The organism is Oculatella sp. LEGE 06141 (assembly GCF_015207605.1).
Taxonomy (GTDB): domain Bacteria; phylum Cyanobacteriota; class Cyanobacteriia; order Elainellales; family Elainellaceae; genus Oculatella.
Map to the genome: position 1 here is coordinate 38,481 of NZ_JADEWO010000037.1, position 21,244 is coordinate 59,724.

Sequence of the window (21,244 nt, forward strand, 5' to 3'; positions counted from 1 at the left end):
CTCCGGCGCAATTCACCCAACGTTGAATCACGATCGCAGCCACTATTTGTCTATTTGTGCCTCTAAAATCAGCCTACCTGGTAATTTTCTATGAAAACCATTTGGAAACTCATCGCTTTAGGCGTCCTGGGTGCTTGTTTAACCCTTGTGCCTGCGGCTGTACAAGCCACAATCGTTACATCTTCGGCTCAAAGCGTAGAGCTGCGCTCTCATTCTGCAATGGAGCCAGCCTCTATCACAGGTCACACAGCTTCAAATTTAGAAGCAGGGCGAACGTTTTACACCGCAGGTCAATTCTCTGACGCAATAGCCGCATGGCAAGTAGCAGTTGCATACTATGCCGCCAGCGGCGATTCCCTTCAGCAAGCTCTGGGTCTGAGCTATCTTTCATTGGCTCATCAAGAGTTAAACCAGTGGGATGCCGCACAGGACGCAATTACCCAAAGTGTTGCATTACTAGACAATGCCAACAGACCCGTCAGTCCTATTCTTTGGGCACAAGCATTAAATACGAAAGCCAGCCTATTGCTGCATACAGGGCATCCCGAAACTGCTCTAGAAACATGGGAGCAGGCTCAGACATTCTATGAACAAGCAGGCGACTCATCTGGGGCACTGGGCAGTCAAATCAACCAGGCTCAAGCCCTCCAGAATTTAGGCTTTTATCGACGTGCCCGCCAGCACTTAGAAAAGATCAATCAACAGTTGGCTGTAATGCCCGACTCAGACTTAAAAATTAGCAGCCTGCGGAGCCTGGGTATAGCATTGCAAGTCGTTGGCGATTGGAGAACCAGCTATGACGTGCTAGCCCAAAGTTTAGCGATCGCCCGACAAATTGACTCGACTAAGGAACTGAGTTCAACCCTGCTAAACATCGGCAAACTGGCGGCAAACTTGGGTGAGATCGAAACAGCTATCAGCTACTTCGAAGTTGCAGAACAAGAAGCCATCAATCCTATTGATCAGGTACATGCTCGGTTGAGCCATCTTCAGTTGTCTATTCAGCAAGAGCAGTGGCAACAAGCCACAGCGCTCATTCCTCAAATTCACCAACAGCTAGTTGAACTGCCCCCCAGCCGTGATTCGATTTATGCGGTCGTTCATTTTGCTCACACCCTGACCGAGACATCCATTTCGGCTCAACTGTTGTCCAATCAAGCATTGGGGCAATTGTTAGCAAGCTCTATTCAAGCGGCTAGAGAGCTTAAAGACCCCAGTGCCGAAGCTCATGCCCTGCGACAGTTGGGGCAGGTGTACGCCCAAGCTCACCAATGGACAGAAGCCATTGACCTGACACAGCAATCGCTGGCGATCGCCCGCACAACTCAGGCGGACGATATTATTGCTCAATCAGCTTGGCAACTGGGACGACTTTTGAAACAGCAGAGTAAGCCTCAGGAAGCCATTGCAGTTTATACCGAAGCGGTCAATGCTCTGCAATCGCTACGGGGAGATTTAGTTGCTATTAGTTCGGATATTCAGTTTTCCTTTCGAGAAAGCGTCGAACCTGTCTATCGTGAACTGGTAGCGTTACTCATTGATGACACTCCGAGCCAATCCGCGCTCGTCCAAGCACGAGAACTGATCGAAGGGTTGCAACTGGCCGAACTGGACAACTTCCTCCGGCAAGCCTGTTTGGATATCCAGCCTGAACAAATTGATCAGGTCGATCGCCACGCTGCAATCGTCTATCCCATTATCTTGCCCGATCGGTTGGCCGTGATTCTATCAATGCCGGGTCAGCCTCTACGTTACTACACCACGTCTGTTAGCCAGTCGGAAGTAGACAGTACCCTACGCAAACTACTCGCCGCACTTCACCCATCGTCCGATACTGGAGAGCGCTTGCGCTATTCTCAGCAAGTCTATAACTGGTTAATTCGTCCAGCGGAAACCGATCAGGTGTTGACTGAAACGCAAACGCTTGTCTTTGTTCTGGATGGCCTGCTTCGAAATGTGCCGATCGCAGCACTCCATGATGGTGAACACTATTTGATTGAAAAATATGCAGTTGCGCTCTCACCAGGATTGCAACTGATGCCTGCGCGATCGCTCGACCAGCAGCAGGTTCATGCGGTTGTCGGCGGAATCAGCGAATCTCGGGGAGGATTCAGCGCTCTGCCTGCTGTAGGTGCAGAGGTTAATAACATTGCCCAGTTAGTTTCAGCATCAACATTGCTGAATCAAGAGTTTACGAATGACGAGATTGCCAAACGTCTGGAGACAAGCTCAACGAACATTGTGCATCTTGCGACTCATGGGCAGTTCAGCTCCAATCAAGATGAAACCTTCCTCCTCACTTGGGAGGGACAAATGAACATATGGGATTTGGCCGAACTACTACAACGTCGGGAAAACAGCCGAGCAGAGGCGATCGAGCTATTGGTTCTGAGCGCTTGCGATACCGCCGCTGGAGATGATCGTGCTGTACTAGGACTGGCTGGATTGGCTGTTAAATCGGGGGCGCGCTCTACTCTGGCAACGCTCTGGCCTGTGAAAGACCAGGCCGCATCTCAACTAATGATTGAGTTTTACCAACAGTTGCAAGAACCGGGTGTGACCAAGGCAGAAGCTCTACGCAGGGCACAACTGACCTTACTTGCGAATCCTAGCTATGATGATCCATTCTTCTGGTCGGCCTATGTCCTGGTAGGCAATTGGTTGTAGGCAATTGGTTCTGTTTTTTAAGTAAAAACACGTATGCCATTAGTTCAGTAGATACGTGGAACCACCGCATCAATATCACCGCATTGTTTCTAATATCAAATAGAATACTTGTCTTGCAGGCTTCAGGCGTTTCAGATCGATGGATCAGACGTTTGAGCTTAGAACGGCGATGTGTTCAAAGCTACATGTATGACCGATATACGGTAAACACCATGAAACCTAACTTTCTTGTTAATACCCTGGGGGTAATGGTTCTGGTGGTAGGAATGATGGACGCTGCGTTAAAACCAGCCTATGGTATCTCATTTACTCCACCACCAGACAACTCAGCACCTCGCAGCGGTAGCGGCGGCGCTTCGCGCGGTGGGTTTATTCCACCACCAGACAACTCGGCACCTCGCAGCGGCAGCGGGGGAGCCTCACGCAACGGGTTTATTCCACCACCAGACAACTCGGCACCTCGCAGCGGCAGCGGGGGAGCCTCACGCAATGGGTTTACTCCACCTCCTAACCAGCCTGCACCTCGGTATGCTGCTGGAGGGGCTTCCAGAACGAATCTGTATGGTTCCAATCTTGCGCTAGCCGCTCAACCCCTTGCGATGATGGCGCTCACTCCTGAGAGCTTTTACGGCACGACCCTATCCGCGCACCCAACCATCTTGACGTATCTTCCAGCCTCTAATGCCCAGGAAGCTATCTTCAGCTTGAAAGATGAAGAGAAGAACCTGCATTATCGGATGGTGATCCCGGTTTCTGGTCAGGCGGGTATTATAACGGTTCAGCTACCAGAAGATGCTCCTCCACTGGAAGTGGGTAAAGATTATCAGTGGTATATCACCTTGAAGCTGGATGGCAACTTGACCCCTGGCAGTCCCTTTGTAGATGGCTGGATTCAGCGAATTGAACCTGATGCTGCTTTAGCTCAGGCATTAGCTCAGGGCACTGCTCTAGAAGATGCTGCTGTATTGGCTGAAAGGGGAATTTGGTATGACACTGCTGCTATCTTTGCAGAGTTGCGGAGAGAACAGCCTACCAGTGAAGCAATTGCCCAGGAGTGGGAAGAATTGCTAAATTCTGTGGGGCTTACCGAAATGGTGGCTGCGCCCATGACGGCTGTTCTACCTCGGTAGGAGCCCGGTTGGCGAACGTATCTGCCAAACAATGACTTAGATCCCCCTAATGTTCTCCCGAATACGCAACTAATAGTCTCCGCTAATAGTTCTGGTTGCGGGAAGAATGGGGGATCTACATCTTGCAAAATCCGTTGTGGTGTTGGCTAAAGCCCCAATCTCATCAAAAAATCTATACGGTTATTCACAACTTGTACTGCTCACTAATCACCCATGTGGCTCAAACTTAAAGCGACTATTCAGCAACATCAAAGTGTTTGGATTATCACGCCTAGTGTTGCAACTGCCATTATCATTGGCAATCTTTTAGGTACCTTTAATCTATTAGAGTGGGCGGTTCGAGATAAGTTTTTTCATCTGCGCCCACAAGAAACCGTCGAAGATCAAGTCGTTGTTGTCACGATTAGTGAGGCAGATATCAAAGCGGTTGGAGATTGGCCTATTCCGGATCAAGTCCTCGCAGAATTGCTGCAAAACATTCACGCTCAGCAGCCGCGAGTCATTGGGTTAGATCTGTACCGGGACTTACCAAAAGAGCCTGGTCATCAACAACTCTTACAGACGTTTGCTAACACACCTGAACTGTTAGGGATTGAGAGAATTACGAGTGGACGTGTTGCTCCACCGCCCGGATTACAGGAAACGAACCAGGTTGCCCTGGCGGACTTAGTTCTAGATTCCGATCGTCAAATTCGACGAGGGTTGCTCTCGGCTGAAGACCCTGAGGACCCGGGCAACGTCAAAATGGGACTGGCTGCGGCATCTGCACTGAAATATCTTGAGGCTGAAGGGATTACTTTAGAACCTGTTGATGTCAATCAACAAAAATTTCGGCTAGGAAAGGCCATATTCACACCGATGAAAAATCAGGTGGCTGGCTATGCATCTGAAGACTTAGGTGGATACCAAATCCTGATGAACTGGAGAGGACCTGAGTCTTCCTTCCCAACGATATCGATGCAAGCTGTTCTATCCGGCCAGATTCCCCCCGATTTGATGCGCGATCGCATTGTCTTGATCGGCTCAACGGCAAGCAGTACTAACGACTTTTTTGGAACACCCTATAGCAACTCATGGTTTGTTGCCACCGATCCCACACCTGGAGTATTCATCCACGCTAACCTGGCTAGCCAGCTCATCAGAGGTGCAATGGAAGGGCGCTCCATGCTACTGGGGTGGTCGGGAATCCAGCAGTGGATCTGGATTGTGATTTGGTCAGCCACCGGATCGGTTGGCAGTTGGTGGCTGGAAAATATTAATCACCAAGAGAGAAGCCGTAAGCGTTGGGCATCCAGACCCTTTGTTGCGGCATTTGGGGCAGGCTGCCTTCTCTTAAGTGGAGCTTACCTGACTTTCTTAATAGGAGTACTCGTTCCTGTCGTTCCTCCGCTCATTGCTTTGGCAATCAGTACCATTGCGACCACCTCTGCCTTTAAACAACAACGGCTGAAGCTGGCTAATCAACAACTAGAGTTTGCTAATCATCAGCTTTTCGATTACTCCAGAACACTGGAAGCAAAGGTTGCAGAACGAACCCAAGAACTGGCTGAAGCAAAATATGCTGCCGATGCAGCTAATCAAGCTAAAAGTGAGTTTCTAGCGAACATGAGCCATGAACTCCGAACCCCTCTCAACGGTATTTTGGGGTATGCTCAGGTCTTGGAACGCTCTACCAACCTTCTTCCTAAAGAGCAAGAGGGAATCACTATCATTCATCAATGTGGTTCTCATTTGCTGACGTTGATTAACGACGTGCTGGATCTCTCTAAAATCGAAGCTCGGAAATTGGAACTTTATCCAACCGATGTTCACTTTCCCCTCTTCCTGAACGGTGTTGCTGAGATCTGCCGGATTCGAGCTGAGCAAAAGGGGATTGCCTTTAAGGTGGCGATCGCAGATAACCTGCCGCAAAGAATCTATGTCGATGAAAAACGGCTCCGGCAAGTTTTGATCAATTTGTTGGGTAATGCTGTTAAGTTTACCGACCAAGGCAGCGTCACCTTCAGGGTTGAAGTGCTTGAAGATAGGGAACAAAGTGTAGAGAAGCAACTGCTCCAGGGGAGTAATGGACACCGGGAGCGCAAGGAAATTCATGCTCCTGGATCACCGATGGAAGGGAATGAGACGGCAACCATTTCACCGCACCTCCCTTACAGTTCACACCTGACCATTCGCTTCCAAATTGAAGATACTGGCATCGGCATGACCCCTGAACAGGTGGAGAAAATTTTCTTACCCTTTGAGCAGGTTGGCGATTCATCTCGTAAAGCAGAAGGAACTGGCTTAGGTCTTGCTATTAGCCAAAAAATCGTAGGACTTCTGGGAAGCCAGATGGATGTACAAAGTCGATATGGGGAAGGGAGCGTCTTTGGGATTGATTTAATGGTGCCAGTTATTGTTGATTCGATGCTCGCCGAGCCAGTCGTCCAGACTCAGGAAATTGCTGGAATTAAGTCCGAGCAGCCAACCATTCTGATTGTGGATGACAGTTCCGAAACCCGCTCCATGATGGTTTCTTTACTGGAGCCTATTGGGTTTGAAACCATTGAGGCCGATAACGGCCAGGTTGGGCTTGATCTAGCTGCTGTTCATCACCCCGATCTGGTTTTGACTGATTTAACGATGCCTGAAATGAACGGTTTCGAGCTGATGCGTCAACTCCGTACTCATCCTCAACTGAAGGATGTAGCGATCGTGGTTGCCAGCGCCAGCGTGTTTGAAGCCGATCGCCAGGAAAGCCTGAATGCTGGTGCCAACGCCTTCTTACCTAAACCGATTCAGATGGATCATCTGCTCAATGTTTTACAGAGTCAACTCCAGTTAGAGTGGCTTTATCGAACTCACCCGCAGAGCACGCAACAGACAATAGCAACCTTCCCAACCAGCCAGTCCAAAGCCGAGTTAATTGTCCCTCCACAAGAGGTGCTTGACCAACTTCATCACCTCGCGCTTATGGGAAATCTACAGGCAATTGAGGGAATACTAGAAGAGTTAGCAGCCAGTGACCATAAACTTAGTGCCTTTACGGAAGAATTGCGGTCGCTAACAACAGCCTTCCAGACGAAAAAAGTTCGGGAATTTTTAAAGTCATTCACTACGTCAGAGCAATCATGATGACAACCTCCTCTGACTCAGTCCGGATACTCCTTGTCGATGATAATCCCACTAATTTGAAAGTGCTATCCGAAGCCGTTCGTGATGAACACTGGACAACATTGGTGGCAACCGATGGGGAATCTGCAATTGAACAAACTGAGTATGCTAGACCTGACCTTATCCTGCTGGATGTTATGATGCCAGGGATAGATGGGTTTGAGACCTGTCGTCGGCTGAAGATGAAGGACGAGACTCAGGCCATTCCCGTTATTTTCATGACGGCTTTATCTGATGTGGTTGATAAGGTCAAAGGTTTAGAGCTAGGAGCAGTTGACTACATAACCAAGCCCTTTCAGCAAGAGGAAGTTCTGGCTCGGGTTAAGTTACATCTGAAACTCTATCATTTGACGCAACGTTTGGCAGAACAAAATGCGTTGTTAAATCAGAAAATTGTTGAGCAAGCTACAACAGAAGCCCAATTGCAACAACTCAACCAGGAGTTAGAAGTACGCGTTGAGCAAAGGACTCAGGAGTTGTCTGATTTTTTACATCAACTGCAACAAGCCCAGCTCCAGCTTGTCCAAAGCGAGAAGATGTCCACACTAGGACAACTGGTGGCCGGTGTCGCTCATGAAATCAATAACCCCGTGGGATTTATCAATGGTAATCTGAAGTGCATTCAGGAATATACTCACGACCTGCTGAACCACCTTCACCTCTATCGGCAAAAGTATCCTAACCCCGATCCGGAGATCGAGGAACATGCCGAAGAGATGGACTTGGAGTTTGTGCTGGAAGATCTGCCCAAGTTAGCAGCCTCTATGCAGGCGGGAACCGATCGAATTCGCAACATTAGCACCTCTTTAAGAACATTCTCACGGTCTGATACATCCAGTAAAATTGCGTTTAACTTACATGAAGGACTGGACAGCACATTGCTGATTTTGAGACATCGGCTCAAAGCCAATGAAATGCGTCCTGAGATTGAGATCATTAAAGATTATGGAAAGTTGCCTCTGGTGAACTGCTATCCAGGCCAGCTCAACCAGGTGTTTATGAATATCCTTTCTAATGCGATCGACGCTCTGGATGAGTCAAGCCACATGAGGTCGTTTGTGGAGATTGAAGCAAACCCGAATCAAATTATGATTCGCACCGAAGTTTCGGCAGACAATCAAATGGTGAAGATTCATATTGAAGACAACGGCCCAGGCATTTCCTCTGAAGTTAAGGAGAAAATATTCGAGCATTTATTCACCACAAAGGCCGTAGGATGCGGGACTGGATTAGGGTTATCTATCAGTCGTCAGATTGTGGTCGAGAAGCATGGGGGTCACATTAGCTGTGATTCGCAACCGGGAAAAGGAACTGAATTTACAATTGAAATTCCAGCATTGCTGAGCGAGTGATGCCTGAAGACCGTGTGGCAAGAACGTGCCTGGAGATCCTGCTCGTCTGAGTGAGTGAACAAGTAAACACCAGACGTTTACCACACACGCTAGCAGAAGAATTCACCGCTTTCCACCCGCAGGATATTGACTCTGTTTTAGAGATGCGATAGGTTGAGTTCTTATCGCGACTCAGCAGAGTGGCGATCGCACCGCCCGAAAATTTAGTCAAACGCGACCCGAAGTTGGTGTCAACAACTCCGAGCCGCTGACCCAGCCAAACTGAAAACGGCAGTTGGTGGGCTAAGGAAGTATTTTAACTCTTCCCAGCCACCCCGATTTGCTATGAGCATTGGCACGGGGTGGCTAAATTTTTGGGTTTTCCTGGCCTGTCCTATCAAAGGAAGTGAAAACCCATGACGCAATTCTTACTCGATGCTCCTGAAGCCGCCAGCGCTCCAGCGTTTTGCCATCCCTCGACTAGCCCTTTGCCCGAACGCGACCCGCTCAAGCATCTGCTGATCGGCTCTCCTCGCGCTATTCGTCACACGATTCACCTGTTGCATAACCTGCATTATGTGGAAGCGGGGCTGTGGAGTCCGCTGATTGCCATTCCCAACCACCAACTGATCGTTACTCCCAACGCTGGAGACAAAATGAGTTTGCTGCTGCAGCAGATTCAATTCGAGTAACTGTGCCGAGGAGCGATCGCAGTCGTTGCTGAATCAGAGTATGAACTTGCCCCAACTCTGATTTCAGGGGAGATCTGAACCATTCAGATCTCCCGAAATTGCAGATGGCGATTGAAGCAATGGCCGCTCAATGATTCATCCTTCATTCAGCAATGCTCGACTGCACCCCATTGACGTAGGGCGTGTTTTAAAACTCCTGATTGCTTGGTTACATTCTGCTTTTCGCCCCCTAAATTCCCCAAAATTGGGGGACTTTGAATCGTTCAAAAGTCTATAGAGTTAGGACTTCCGGGATTTAAAACACGCCTTAGGGACTCGCTCCGGCTCATTCACCAGAGGTGTCTATGCCTCTCTCCAAAAGTCATTGATTTCTCCGGGTAAATACCCGGCCACCTCTTCAATCCGTTCTGAAGACAACTGATCTTTAGTGGCAGAAAAGACCGCCTTAATGATGGTTTCTGCATCCGCACCCGGTAGATTAGCTTCCTGCCGTAGCCGCACCAGAAAATTTTCAGGTTTAATGTCAAGCTTGGGACGAATCTGGCTCAGAAACAGCACCAACGGATTGGTATCAGTCCACAAGTTTTCTGCGACATCCGGTGCGTTTGCGTCTAGCTCCTGGTCAACGTGCTCGACTGCCTCATTAGACATAACATCGCGCATCGTGCGATAGACTACCTCTGCGGCATGACGGGCTTCCTTTAAGTCTTTCAAATTGCCCTCAGCTCTGATTTTTTCTAGAAAAGATTGCTGCGTTTCCATTGGTTTCCTTTAATTTGTAGGTTTAATGTATAGTGATTGACTGCAAAATAGTAAGAAATTAGAAAGCAAAGAACTTCATTCTCAGGAGGGAAATAACAGCTTCAGAGGTGGGTGAGGCGGCCAACGGGAGAGCAAGTATCTCTTGAGGCGTAGCATTGGCAGATAGCCCTGCAATTGATCCAGCCGTTAGATCCAGCCGTTTTGCCTGTAGCTTGTTCCCGCAGAGTAGGCCATGCTCCTTTAGGGTGTCGGGCTATCCATTGGACATCTAGCCATCCTGTTAGACGGCTGAGCCACAGCTTGAAATTCCGGCCTGTTGTTTTGTATTCTGTATACATAAGCTGTATGGTAGACAGCACAGAGCAATAATCCCAGCCGCACTCTAGTTCAAGGAGCGTCAGCTTTGGTTTTATCAGACAAACACGTCCAGCGGAACAAATCGCTTCACGAACAAACCTACCAGGCTTTGCGCGACAGCATTTTGGCAGGGGAACTGGCTCCGGGCGATCGCTTAATTGAACTGCAACTGGCTGAACAGCTAAAAGTGAGCCGCACTCCCATTCGTGAGGCTATCCGGCAGCTTCAACGAGAAGAGTTAGTCACCGCCGATGATATTGGTTGGCTACGAGTTACCACCCTGTCTAGCGTAGAAGCCGCTAACTTGTACGACTGCCGTATTGCCCTGGAAACGCTCTCTACCACGGGTGCCTGCGAGAACATTAGCCCCGCTCAATTAAAAAAACTGAAAGACTACGTTACCAAAGCCGAGAAACTCAGCAAACGCAAGCTGACCAAACAGGTTAGCCAGGAGCTTTTAGAGGTCGATTATCAATTTCATTGTTTAATTGCCCAAAGCTCTGGCAACCGCTGCCTGGTTTCGCTCCTGGATCAGGTTTTTGGCAAAATGGCGCTGCTGCGGGCACAAACGACTCAACATAATCCCAACGTGTTAGATGTTCGAGTAGAGCATCAGCAAATCTATGAAGCGATCGCACATCGGGATGCACGAGCTGCCACTCAGGAAATACAGCACCATCTCAGCGCCAGCAAGGCCAGAGTTTTGCAAGAGTTAGAGAGCCTGAAACACCACGCCGAAGCGTTGCCATAACTCCCACATGCATCGGTTGAAGAGGGTTTGATGCATTTATTCCTCTTGCTGTTTCTGCTGTTGGTCGTGTAGTTCTTTGAGCGAGCGGTGAATCAAACGACACGGCCACGAAAAAGCGCCGCAGATGGTTACTGTTGCGATCGCGGTGAAAACATGCCACTGGCTCAACTGTGAGTCAGCACCTGGCTCGCCTTCATCCTTGGCTAGCTCTGGTGCAGAACGAAAAAGCTGATTGGCTGTGTTCACCCCTTCGATTACGGCTCCAGCTAAATAAGCAACGAAGGCAATGAGCAACCAATTATTCATGTTTTCCTAATACGACCATCCAGAGGAAGGCTTCGTGAAAATGCTTGAATGAGAGCCTAATATTAATAGCTATCCGTCCGTACAGACTCTCTGGCTTCAGCGGTGTCGCGGATGAGAGGCAGCCTGGATTGAATGTAGGTATTCAGTGTGTTGGTATCCTGCGCGTCGATCGGTTGTCTGGCTTCAAACTGCTTGAGCAGCAGTTGCACCAGATCCGAGTCGTTCACCTGTAACAAGGTGTTGACTTGAATGGATTCGATTACAGCCCAGAACTGCCGCATCATGTTGGGAGTCATCTGAAATCCTGAATGTTTAACACTTTCTTTATACTCGCATGGATTCTTCTATTGCGCGAGCTTTCTACTCCTTTGGAAGTAATGTGATTTGAGCAGGAGAAGTAACCTTTTGCTGCCGATAACTTGAAGCATTTGGGGGCAAATTCGGCCACAACGGAAAAAGCGAACCGCAGTCCGCTTTTTCGTGGGGATGTTTTTTGAGTTGAAACCGAGGCTTAAACCTCAGCCAGGGCATCCGCTGGCGGACGAACAATCCGCTTTGCCAGACCCAGCCGTTCCAACCCCCTGATTGCCCACCAGGTCATATCCAACTCCCACCATTTCCAACCCGCTTTTGCCACATTGGGATAGGCGTGGTGGTTGTTGTGCCAGCCTTCACCGTAGGTTAGCAGAGCCGCCCACCAGAGATTACGCGAGCCGTCTTCAACCTCAAAGCGGCGATCGCCCATCATATGCGTTGCCGAATTGATCAACCAGGTGGTGTGCCATAAAATCACCGCTCGCAAAAACACACCGTAAATGACAAATGACCAGCCGCCAACGGCATAGAGCAGCAAGCCAACCGGAATTTGCAGCAACAAGAAGTTGCGATCGAGCCATTTATAGTACGGATTACGCGCCAGATCGGGAGCATACTTTTGGTACGTCTCCCGCTCAAAGAACTCAGCCCGTGGGTAGAAAATCCACAGCATATGGCTCCACCAGAAGCCTCGGCTAGCCGCATAGGGATCTTTTTCCGCATCTTCTGTGTGCAAGTGGTGCTGGCGATGACCCGCCACCCAGAAGGTTGGGCCACCCTGCATCGCCAACGCGCCAATGGTCGTTAAGATATATTCCATCCATTTTGGTACCTGGAAACTGCGGTGAGTTAACAGGCGATGGTAGCCCAAACAAATCCCAATGCTGCCAAACAGCCAGTGAAGCACAATCATCGCTCCCAGGGCAGACCACGAGAAAAACCAGGGAGCCAGCAATGCCAGTAGGTGAATCGTTCCGAAAAAGGCAACATTAACCCAGCTTAATTTCAGTGAGCTTAGGGATGTATGAGCCATTCTTGTCGAATTTGCAGTCATAAACTTTCCTTGTTTCAAGCCTTGCATCTGTCGTGGTGCCTGATTCAGAACGAGGTTGCACTTCCCTGTTAACTGGCCTGGGTTGCGCTCGATCGATTCCTGGACTGTCGCTACACTAAAATAAAGATGCAAGTAACGCTTACATTTATACGGTAGCAACTTTGCTGTTAACCTGCAAGTGTCACTTGCAATTCTCCTATGGCTGCTCAACGCAAATCCACCCGACAACGATTAGTCCAGGCAGCGCTTCAGTTGTTTGCGGCTCAAGGCGTTACTGAAACGACCACCAAACAGATCGCAGAACTGGCTGATGTGAACGAAGTTACATTGTTTCGTCACTTTGGCAGTAAGCATGGGTTGCTGTTGGCGGTCATTGAAGAAGCCGAGGTGTTTACACAGCTTGGAGAAGCTCTGGGTCAGCGAGCAGACGATCTACACAGCCTGCCGCAGGCGTTGCAAGTGTATGCAGAGGGACATTTACAGGCGATCGAGCAGATTCCAGAATTTGTGCGATCGCTGGTCGGCGAAGCCGGACACTATCCAACCGAAAATCGGCAGGCGATCGGACGAGGGCTAAGCCAGATTCATCGCTATACGGCTCAGTATTTAGCGACGGTGTTGTCCCACAACCAGATGAATGCCTCGGAAGACACGGCGTTACTGATGCCGCTGTCTGCTGCAACGTTAGCAAGTTTAATGAATGCCTTGCTGCTGGGATATGCCGTGATTGAGTTCACAACGGAATTTCATGAACTCTGGCCCGACCGGGAAGCCTTTATTGCCGATTTGGTTAGCTTGTTTCTGGGCGCGGCGACGGGGCGAGCCGGGGCGATCGCGCCAACAGGCCGTTTGGCTCAGTTTGTCCCAAGCCAAACTGGTTCTAGGGGCGAGATTTTAGATTTACCCGCTCCGCTAGTCCGGGAGATTTTGCAAACGGCTCGCAAGTCTGGCTCCCAGGATTATGCGCTGGCCTATGTTTTGTTTGGTGCGGGTTTGAGTCCGGCTGAAATGGCTCGTATGCAGCGATCGCATTCCATCAGCGACGACCAGCAACATCTGCTGCACGTCGTTCAAGGGGCAACCCGTCAGGTTCCGCTCAACCAGTGGATTATGGGTCATCGTTATGGGTCTTACACCAAAAACCCTCTCACCCAATGGCTGCGCTCTCGGAAGGATGACCAGCCTGCGCTGTTCATTAATGAAGCGGGGCGATCGATGTCGGAAGTAGAAATTCGCTTACGCTGGCAGACCATAACGGCAGAGATCATTGCACCGTCCGGCCATCCTCCGCTAATTGAACAAGCTCAGCAAACCTGGTGTGTTGAGATGCTGATGCGGGGAATTAGTTTAGAGAGCTTGAGTATTCTCACGGGTTCCGCACCGGAACAACTGCAACCCTACGTCCGCCGAGCGCAAGAAAAAGCAGCATTAGAACAGGCGATCCGGCTTGATCAGCGTTCCAGTATTAAGAGTGATGCTTCCAGTTGATACAGCAGTTCTCAAGTGAGTAAGCTACAGTCTCGCTAAGATGGGTTTGGGTTTTGGGGTTTGGTGAATGAAAATGAAAATGGCTGCTGCATGGAAGCATGAAGTGTTGGCGGTCATGGTTTGGATCGCTCTCAGACTCGCCTCCACTATAGGGATTTTGAAGCTTCAGATGTTCCCTGGACTTGAGGGTTGGGAGGCTGGTTTAGCCTGCGATTCAGCCACGCCGAACGTTTGATGATGAGAGATGAGTGCGGTAGGGGAACTGGAGAGGGGTGATGCTGAACCCTGGGAATGTGTCAACCCAATTCTGAGTATGCACAGCATTGGTTGGATTGGCTCAAGCTATTCAGTCAAATCCCCAACCGCTAATCCATGTCTTGTTCGATGCGGCCTACCTCAGTTCCAGGGTAATAGTTGCTCAAAATTTGCTGATAGGTATAGCCCTGGTTTGCCAGGTTGAGCGCGCCGAGTTGGCTCATTCCTCGCCCTTGAAAGACTTCCATCACAATGTCATCTGATGCGGCATATAACGACTCCACAACACCCCCCCGATGGCTAACAAATTCGCCTGAGGTGGCATCAACCGCCTGCCGAATGGTGTCTGCTTCACGAGCGATACCGCTGTACACCTGATAACGCTGTGTTGCACCCAGATCGAAGGCCGGATGAACAGGCTTAAAGTGGTACGTTAATGCATAGGAGCGGGCGGCGATCGCCTGTGCTTTTAGCGCTTCCATATTCCAGTTTGGGGAAACTTCACTGCCCACCACACTGTAGAGATAACTTCGCATATTGACAATATTGATGCCCCACAAATTGCCAGAGTCGGCCACCAGTGCCAGCCGTCCTCGGTAACCGCGATCGCCCAAATAAAAGAGTCCACTCGGTGACGGATCAATGATCACGATTTTGGGCAACCGAGATGAGTTTAACTGAATTGCATCACCAACGGGTTGTGCTGTATAGGTTGATCCGGCTTCCAGGGTCTGTAGTTGCTTTCCGGTATTATCAAATACAACTGCTTGCATGGATGTGCGAATAGCAAGGGACGAAACGCCTTCTGAGATCGCAACCCGCATATCTATCAGCGAGTCAATGGATGGACGAGATGCAAGAAAGGCTTCTATGTTTTGGCGGTTCATAGCGTCTTGCTCAGGTGTCAAAGCGGGCGGTGCGGTTGGCGTAGGAGAAGATGTGGGCGAGGGTGATGGCGCTGTTGCTGGGGAAGGGGGTGTGGCTGGAGAGGGTGCGATCGGTGGTGCAACGGTGGTGGATGGTGCTGGGATAGGAGAATCGATCGACGCATCGCTTGGTGTTGGGCGATCGGAGAGCAGCACTACACCTAACGGAACGCCCAAACCAATACCCAACACCGGGAGTAATAGCCAGCGGTAAGGGGTTAACCATTTGAGGAGTTGCTGTCTTGTCATCATCCTTTAAGCATAGACACCATCTACTAAGCTCAACCTGATAGGTCGATCTCTATGCTAAATCTAGCAGGGCAACTGAGAATTGCACCATAGAACCCATTCAACCTCGGTACTCCTTGTGCTTAGTTACAGGGTTCATTGTTGATATCAATATCAATCTGGCTAAAGCCATGTTGATTTGAGAGTTCCTTTACCTATGGTTGTATCTGCAACGCGGTTCGCTACAAATGGTTAGCAGAAACCCGCTGCTGCGAGAAATTGTCATTGTCGAGAGGGTCGCAAACAACGGTGACGAGCTAAGAGGTTACTTTGAACGTATCAATTCTAGATGATGTCCATTTGTGACGAATGACAACACAACGGTGTTCACATCCTGCCGCAAGGGTACGGTGCAAAATGTCCTTACGAGATTCATGCTGGCTCGGTCATCCACTGCACTAGTTGAAGTACAACACCATTTGGATCGGTAACTTGAAAGAATCGTTCTCCCCAGGGTTCTGTGGCGATCGCTGTCGTAATCGCTACACCTTCGGCTTGCAATCGGGTGTATTCACGCTCAATATCATCTACCACAAAGGCAATTAGCAGACCATCCGCTCGATGTCCGCGCATGTGAGTTGGCTTGAAGCTTTCCAGGTTGGTCTGGAGGAAGATCAAGTTGAACCCAGCGTCCTGTCGAGAGAGCGAGATAAAGCCGTCGGCTGACATCTCTTCGCTGAAGCCAAAGTGTTGCTTAATGAATGTAGCCGATGCTGTGACATCATCGACATTCAGTGAAATCGCTGAAGCAGTAATCTGCATAGATTGTCCTCAATGACACTCATTTCGTGATGAATCAGGCCGATCGACAGCGTTGCTAACGACAGAATGAATGGGGCGCTTAAACGCCCACCGGAAGGGTAAGGCAATACCCCTACAAACTTCATGACATGCGTTCAGCGGCGTTGCTGAGTTACGGCATGAGTTCGCTCCCCCATCCTTCATTCTGGGATCAGTGGGACAGTCAATTGGCGAATCAGGTCTTTCATTGTGATGCAACCCTGGTTCAAAGGATTGTAAAAAATTGACCTCAATCGGGCAGTGTAATGTGACAGGGATGGAAACTTCGCTGCACTAAGTATTCGGTGGGGGTGCAGTTGGCAAAAGCCCGAAAATCATGAATGAAGTGGGCTTGATCGAAGTAGCCGCAGGTAAACGCAATATCCAACCAATCGATTGGCTCTTTGTCGGTCAGCAATTGGAGGGCTTGCTGCAAGCGCTGAACCCGACAATACAATTTGGGAGTTAGACCTACCTGATCGCGGAAGAGCTGGTTGAAATGGCGAGTGCTGAATCCGGTTTGCTCGACCACCGATCCAACTTTAGGAATGGGCGATCGCTTGAACTCGTGTAAGGCAAAATTAATGGCAGGATGATGTTTCGGTGGTTGCATCATCGTCAGCAGGAACTGTTCCAGCACCAGGAGACGAGTTGCCAGGGTTGATGATTCCAATAAGCGATCGCGCAATTCTACCGCACGGCTCTGCCACAGTTCATCTAACGAGATGATTTGGTTGTGCAGCTCCCCAGCAGGCAGCATAAAGAAGGCAGCACTGCCACCGGGTTTGAAATGGACTCCTACAGCAGAAACCGTTTGATCATTACTGATAATGAACCCTTCGGAATGGACACCGCAGATCCTTGTACCAGATGTATTGCCGCGCTTTGCCCGACTGTGCTGATCGAAAAGTGGTATCTTGTCTTCGCACAGGTTAATGACCAACTCCATTGAGCCAATTGGCAACAGGCGCGATTGCGTCTTTGGCAGGTTCTTGCCTTCTCGAATCCACAAAAACTCTACAAATTGTGAGAGGGGCGATCGGGGTTGGTAAATCTGGTAAATCATAGGATTTTGAGCAGATCTTAGTGGTGCAGAAAAGCACTAAAAGGCTTGCTATAGGGTGAGTCTTTCAATCGAGTAAGCCACAGTCTCGCCAAGATGGGTGTGGGGTATAGGGTTTGGGGTGTGGTGAATGGCAAATGAAAATGGCTGTAAATGAGACGACGATCGCTTCAATGGGGCATTTTATGAGACACCGAAGTTCTCCCACAGTAAGCAAACCTCATAGAACCCTTTGTATTGACAGATTCATCTTTGATGGGACAGCGTGAGGGATGGAAACGTCACTCATCATTGAGTAAAAGTTAGCAGAAGCCATAGTAGCCAAACGCTCACCGTAATGGGTGAGTCTCTGGTGTGGGGCTGAACCTTGAAGAGCCGGGAGGCGCGGCAAAGATCGACAGGGCGATGAACTCGGATGGGGGAGCTTGAAGTTTGTAGCCAGCCCTGAGCCTCAATTCTCCGGGGTTGAACGGGGCTAGACCTGTTTGAGGAAACGCTCCATACGAATCCGCATGTGGGTGTTGGGGGAAATGGAGGGGATAAACCCTCTGGCGATCCGATTTAGCGGGCTGGCAACTGCTCAATAAAGGTCTGGTAACATGGCTCATGCGAACCTGAATAATTGTCCATTCCCTCCTTTGTTAGGTATCCACTTTTGCCTGTATGTGGATGCTTAACATAGCTATAAATTATTTTTGGGACATCAGGATTCTCATACCACCTTATGTTACAGGCTGCATACTTTGGGAAGAAGGTCATCTCTGTGTAAGCGTCAATGTGGTCGTGAATCCACCATGCTAAAGCCGTCCAATCTTGAGTCTGTTCATAGTATGGAATAAATGAGGTGACAACAATACACGCTGTTGCGCCCATATACCCCTCTGAGTCTTTTTTGTCCCAAATATGCCCTGCGTAGTTAGACTCGTTGCGGCTGCAATTGTACTGATTCTTATTCTCTGCACCTTTAGCATTCACTGAAGAAGAACGATAAGCCGAGCGAACACTGATGCGACCAAGAACATCCTGGATGGGTTCAAGCACCTTCTCGCACAAGTTCTTGCCTGCCGCGATCGCCAATTCAGGGTTATCAGGAATATTGGCAATACCCTCAACTTGCGAAATTTCTGAATACAAAAACTCACGCATGAAAAAGCTTTTCGAGAGCTGAACTCGCCCTAACTCTTCCAAAGCTTTAACTGTTTGCGGTTTCTTCATAAATTAACCACAGCGATTAAAGATAAACGTGAAGCCAGTTACTTAGCACCAACAGACCATTTGGAAGCACTGTCCCAGCCCACAGGCGAAGCCAGCTAACGGCAGAAAACAGTGGTTGTCAGTAGCGTTGCCACCCCACATACGATCGCCCGTCTGACCCGGTTAGCCTTTAATCCTGTGCGATCGCTCTCACTCATCTCACCGACGCTCTCACTCTGACCCAGAAGTATTGGAAACGCAACTGTTTGTTAAAGTCGTTAACCCTTTGGGTGTCGTAATTGAGCCGTTAACATGGGCTTACTCACGCTTAAGTGGAGTGCGATTCTCTACGCGACGGCAAGCCGAACGCATACCCACAGTCAACACAGACTCACCTTAAACGATGACGGTTAGTTATGCTCTGGCGATCGCCCTGATATTTCTGCGGTGAAAATGCGATCGCAGTTAACTGTTGTGTAAAGTAAGCTTGCTGAGACAAGTATCTTTTGAGGGCTACAATTGAGTCATCGACCTGCGCTTTTGAATGAGTGGCGAGTGGGCGATCGCACCTCACACTCACGACAAAGCATCAACCTCTGTAACTAACAGTCAAGCAGTGTATGTCGCCTCAACTCCAGATGAAGGCTAACGGCAAAACGCAGCGGCGGCAGATAAGCCTGAACTAAGCACCAGCAGATCTCGTCCGTCCGCTGCCGTGAAGTGTTAGCTTGCGTCAAGGGTTATGAAACAGCCACTAACACGCCGTAGTTACGTTCTATAGCTTGATTGTAAAACGGTATCAACTGCTCTTGTAAAAATTTATAAGCTTCCTCTGCTGAGAACTCATCTTCTTCAGTTGTAATTCTGTGGCGCAGTCGATCCCACCTTTCGTCTAGATCCTCATCTAAAATTTGTGGCAGAGCATTAGCAATTTCCTGAACTTCTGATGGACGTAAATAGAAGACTGGCATATCTGTAGTATCAATACTGTGGCGACCAGTGAGCGCACTCACTAGTAGTAATGGTTCGCCGTCTAATTCATTTGAAACGAGAAAATTCGGCACTTGGAATGAACTGCGTCCAGTCAGAACAAGATGCAGAGTTTGTGCCCACTTTCCATTTACATCAATTTTATTTTCATCGGACTTGTCATAGCTCTGAGCTTCTTCATAAATGGCTATAGCATCTTCTCCTAACGTTTCGAGGTTAAGCTCTCCATCTTCAGCATACTCCTGCAATTCCTGAAAGTCTTCAACTAAGCGTGCTTCCAAGAATAGATTGAAAACGTCGTTTCCCTTCTCTTCCAACTTCTGAATTAGAAACGGAGAGACTTGATAAGCCAAATACTCAAGTGACATAGGAAAACCCAAAATTACTAGTAATTACGTCAAGAGTTATAGTGCCCACAATTAATACAAATGTTGGAGTGTTTGACAGACTGTTTCGGAGGCACTGTCTTACCGAACACCCAGCAAGCTAACAATTTATTCTACAGAGCTTTGCTGTTGATCTACCCAGATTTGGATGGATCAACGGCTACTTTGCTGTAGATCCATCCCATATGACTAGATCAACAGCGGGGTTGCTGTTGATCTACCTGAATTAGGGTAGATCAACAGCAAGATTCCGCAGATCTGCCCAATCTATCTCTGTAGAACATTGGCACCATTAAGATGTATTTTATACAGGTGTACTACCGGATGCTGGAACCCCTCAATCCCTAACCGCTTAAAGGCTGCTCGCAAAATGGCATTGGCAGATTCTGGACAGATATGCCCTCGCCCTCACTGCCCTGGAAACAGATAGGACGATCGCTCCGATACTCCGTCAACCATTCTCTCAACTCCGGCGACACCGGGACGGATCGTGTCTCCTGCTTCCCCTTTGTCGTGGCGTGTCGGAAGGTAGTGTGATCGCTACACCCGCCCATCTGCTCCATACAAAAGTCGAGAAAGTATCACAAATGACGAGTGGCCAGTCACTCGATCGCCCCCTCCCTCCATTCTCTGTATTGACTCTGCCAGACAAATCCCGTACCGTGATGAGTTAGGTTGTTTGTGGTGTAAACCACAGCAGAGCAACCAGACACCAAAAATCTAGTCGAACGCTATCCAGGGCTGTTACCAGCAGCCAAGGATAGCTGACCCCCACGTTGGTATGGCAACGCGGAGGCTTGGGAGATCTTACCACTCCTGCAAGCCACCCTGCTTTGCGCTTCAATGATATGCGGGGTGGCTAGGTTTTTGGCTTTCCTTACCCGTAAGCCAAACAGGAGAAGTATCATGGCTGATTTCATTGCTCAGATGGAGAGCGATCGCACCGTAGAGTCACAACCAGAACGGCATCAGGCCATCCCAGTTGCCAGTGGCGATCGCCGTCCGTTACGAGTGCTATTGCTGGGAAGCAAGCAGGATGTGATAGATACCATCAAGAACTTACATCGACGGGGGTTTGCCGAAGCGGGAGACTGGACAAAGCCGATCGCCTCTCCTGAGAGTGAGGAGCAACGACAGCGATTGTTATCAACCCTGCCGCCGGGGAGTTACATCAGCATCTTGACCAAGTATCTGCATCACGACAGTTCCATTTCCAATTAGAGGATAGTTGAAAGGTCTAATTGGTAGGCCAACACCTCTAGGGGCGTGGCATCCGGGCAAGGGTTCCTTGCAAGGACTATCTGCCGAACGCTACGCCCTTAGAGGGTGCTGAGAATGGCTCAACATTCTAAATTA

The 21,244-nt window shown here is 49.2% G+C and carries 17 protein-coding genes; 8 read left to right on the forward strand and 9 right to left on the reverse strand.

Going from position 1 to position 21,244, the window contains the following annotated elements; translation table 11 throughout:
* The first annotated feature begins 90 nt into the window (after positions 1-90).
* From IQ268_RS21615 to IQ268_RS21635, 5 genes are all read left to right on the forward strand, one after another.
* On the forward strand, positions 91-2,667 hold the full coding sequence (locus tag IQ268_RS21615) for a CHAT domain-containing protein (protein ID WP_193883597.1): 2,577 nt from the start codon (positions 91-93) through the stop codon (positions 2,665-2,667).
* A 212-nt stretch (positions 2,668-2,879) separates the two neighbouring features.
* Positions 2,880-3,797 carry a DUF928 domain-containing protein gene (locus IQ268_RS21620; RefSeq protein ID WP_193883598.1) on the forward strand — a complete coding sequence of 306 codons (918 nt, stop codon included), beginning with the start codon at positions 2,880-2,882 and terminating at the stop codon, positions 3,795-3,797.
* Between the two features lie 213 nt (positions 3,798-4,010).
* A complete protein-coding gene (locus tag IQ268_RS21625; protein ID WP_193883600.1) occupies positions 4,011-6,911 on the forward strand; it encodes a CHASE2 domain-containing protein in 2,901 nt (966 codons plus the stop codon).
* Positions 6,911-8,302 carry a sensor histidine kinase gene (locus IQ268_RS21630; protein ID WP_193883658.1) on the forward strand — a complete coding sequence of 464 codons (1,392 nt, stop codon included), beginning with the start codon at positions 6,911-6,913 and terminating at the stop codon, positions 8,300-8,302. The genes IQ268_RS21625 and IQ268_RS21630 overlap by 1 nt, the downstream gene beginning before the upstream one ends.
* A 395-nt stretch (positions 8,303-8,697) precedes the next feature.
* On the forward strand, positions 8,698-8,973 hold the full coding sequence (locus IQ268_RS21635) for a hypothetical protein (RefSeq protein WP_228035610.1): 276 nt from the start codon (positions 8,698-8,700) through the stop codon (positions 8,971-8,973).
* Positions 8,974-9,315: 342 nt separating this feature from the next.
* Here IQ268_RS21635 and IQ268_RS21640 read toward each other — a convergent pair whose 3' ends face one another.
* Positions 9,316-9,735 carry a DUF2267 domain-containing protein gene (locus IQ268_RS21640; RefSeq protein WP_193883602.1) on the reverse strand — a complete coding sequence of 140 codons (420 nt, stop codon included), beginning with the start codon at positions 9,733-9,735 and terminating at the stop codon, positions 9,316-9,318.
* Between the two features lie 403 nt (positions 9,736-10,138).
* Here IQ268_RS21640 and IQ268_RS21645 point away from each other — a divergent pair, with 403 nt between their 5' ends.
* Positions 10,139-10,843 (forward strand): GntR family transcriptional regulator, encoded by a 705-nt coding sequence (locus IQ268_RS21645; protein WP_193883604.1) that lies wholly within the window; start codon positions 10,139-10,141, stop codon positions 10,841-10,843.
* Between the two features lie 36 nt (positions 10,844-10,879).
* Here the strand turns inward: IQ268_RS21645 and IQ268_RS21650 are convergent, their stop codons facing one another.
* The 3 genes from IQ268_RS21650 to IQ268_RS21660 form a co-directional block, all read right to left on the reverse strand.
* Positions 10,880-11,149 (reverse strand): hypothetical protein, encoded by a 270-nt coding sequence (locus tag IQ268_RS21650; RefSeq protein ID WP_193883607.1) that lies wholly within the window; start codon positions 11,147-11,149, stop codon positions 10,880-10,882.
* Between the two features lie 62 nt (positions 11,150-11,211).
* The gene (locus IQ268_RS21655) at positions 11,212-11,445 is read right to left on the reverse strand and encodes a hypothetical protein (protein WP_193883609.1); all 234 of its coding nucleotides are present in this window, start codon (positions 11,443-11,445) and stop codon (positions 11,212-11,214) included.
* Positions 11,446-11,660: 215 nt separating this feature from the next.
* The gene (locus tag IQ268_RS21660; protein ID WP_228035611.1) at positions 11,661-12,518 is read right to left on the reverse strand and encodes a fatty acid desaturase; all 858 of its coding nucleotides are present in this window, start codon (positions 12,516-12,518) and stop codon (positions 11,661-11,663) included.
* Positions 12,519-12,716: 198 nt separating this feature from the next.
* Between IQ268_RS21660 and IQ268_RS21665 the strand changes: the two genes are divergently transcribed.
* Positions 12,717-14,006: a TetR/AcrR family transcriptional regulator gene (locus IQ268_RS21665; protein WP_193883611.1), complete on the forward strand. Its 1,290-nt coding sequence runs from the start codon at positions 12,717-12,719 to the stop codon at positions 14,004-14,006.
* Between the two features lie 365 nt (positions 14,007-14,371).
* Here the strand turns inward: IQ268_RS21665 and IQ268_RS21670 are convergent, their stop codons facing one another.
* From IQ268_RS21670 to IQ268_RS21690, 5 genes are all read right to left on the reverse strand, one after another.
* A complete protein-coding gene (locus tag IQ268_RS21670) occupies positions 14,372-15,439 on the reverse strand; it encodes a SpoIID/LytB domain-containing protein (RefSeq protein ID WP_228035612.1) in 1,068 nt (355 codons plus the stop codon).
* 408 nt (positions 15,440-15,847) lie between these two features.
* A complete protein-coding gene (locus IQ268_RS21675; RefSeq protein WP_193883613.1) occupies positions 15,848-16,237 on the reverse strand; it encodes a VOC family protein in 390 nt (129 codons plus the stop codon).
* Between the two features lie 268 nt (positions 16,238-16,505).
* Positions 16,506-17,321, reverse strand: coding sequence for a helix-turn-helix domain-containing protein (locus IQ268_RS21680; RefSeq protein WP_193883615.1), 816 nt, complete (start codon positions 17,319-17,321; stop codon positions 16,506-16,508).
* A gap of 558 nt (positions 17,322-17,879) precedes the next feature.
* Complete coding sequence (locus IQ268_RS21685) at positions 17,880-18,533, reverse strand: peptidase M15 (RefSeq protein ID WP_193883617.1); 654 nt, start codon at positions 18,531-18,533, stop codon at positions 17,880-17,882.
* A 719-nt stretch (positions 18,534-19,252) separates the two neighbouring features.
* On the reverse strand, positions 19,253-19,870 hold the full coding sequence (locus tag IQ268_RS21690; RefSeq protein ID WP_193883619.1) for a DUF1877 family protein: 618 nt from the start codon (positions 19,868-19,870) through the stop codon (positions 19,253-19,255).
* A gap of 924 nt (positions 19,871-20,794) precedes the next feature.
* Between IQ268_RS21690 and IQ268_RS21695 the strand changes: the two genes are divergently transcribed.
* Entirely contained in the window at positions 20,795-21,109 is a 315-nt protein-coding gene (locus tag IQ268_RS21695) for a hypothetical protein (protein ID WP_193883621.1), read from the forward strand.
* Positions 21,110-21,244: the final 135 nt, after the last annotated feature.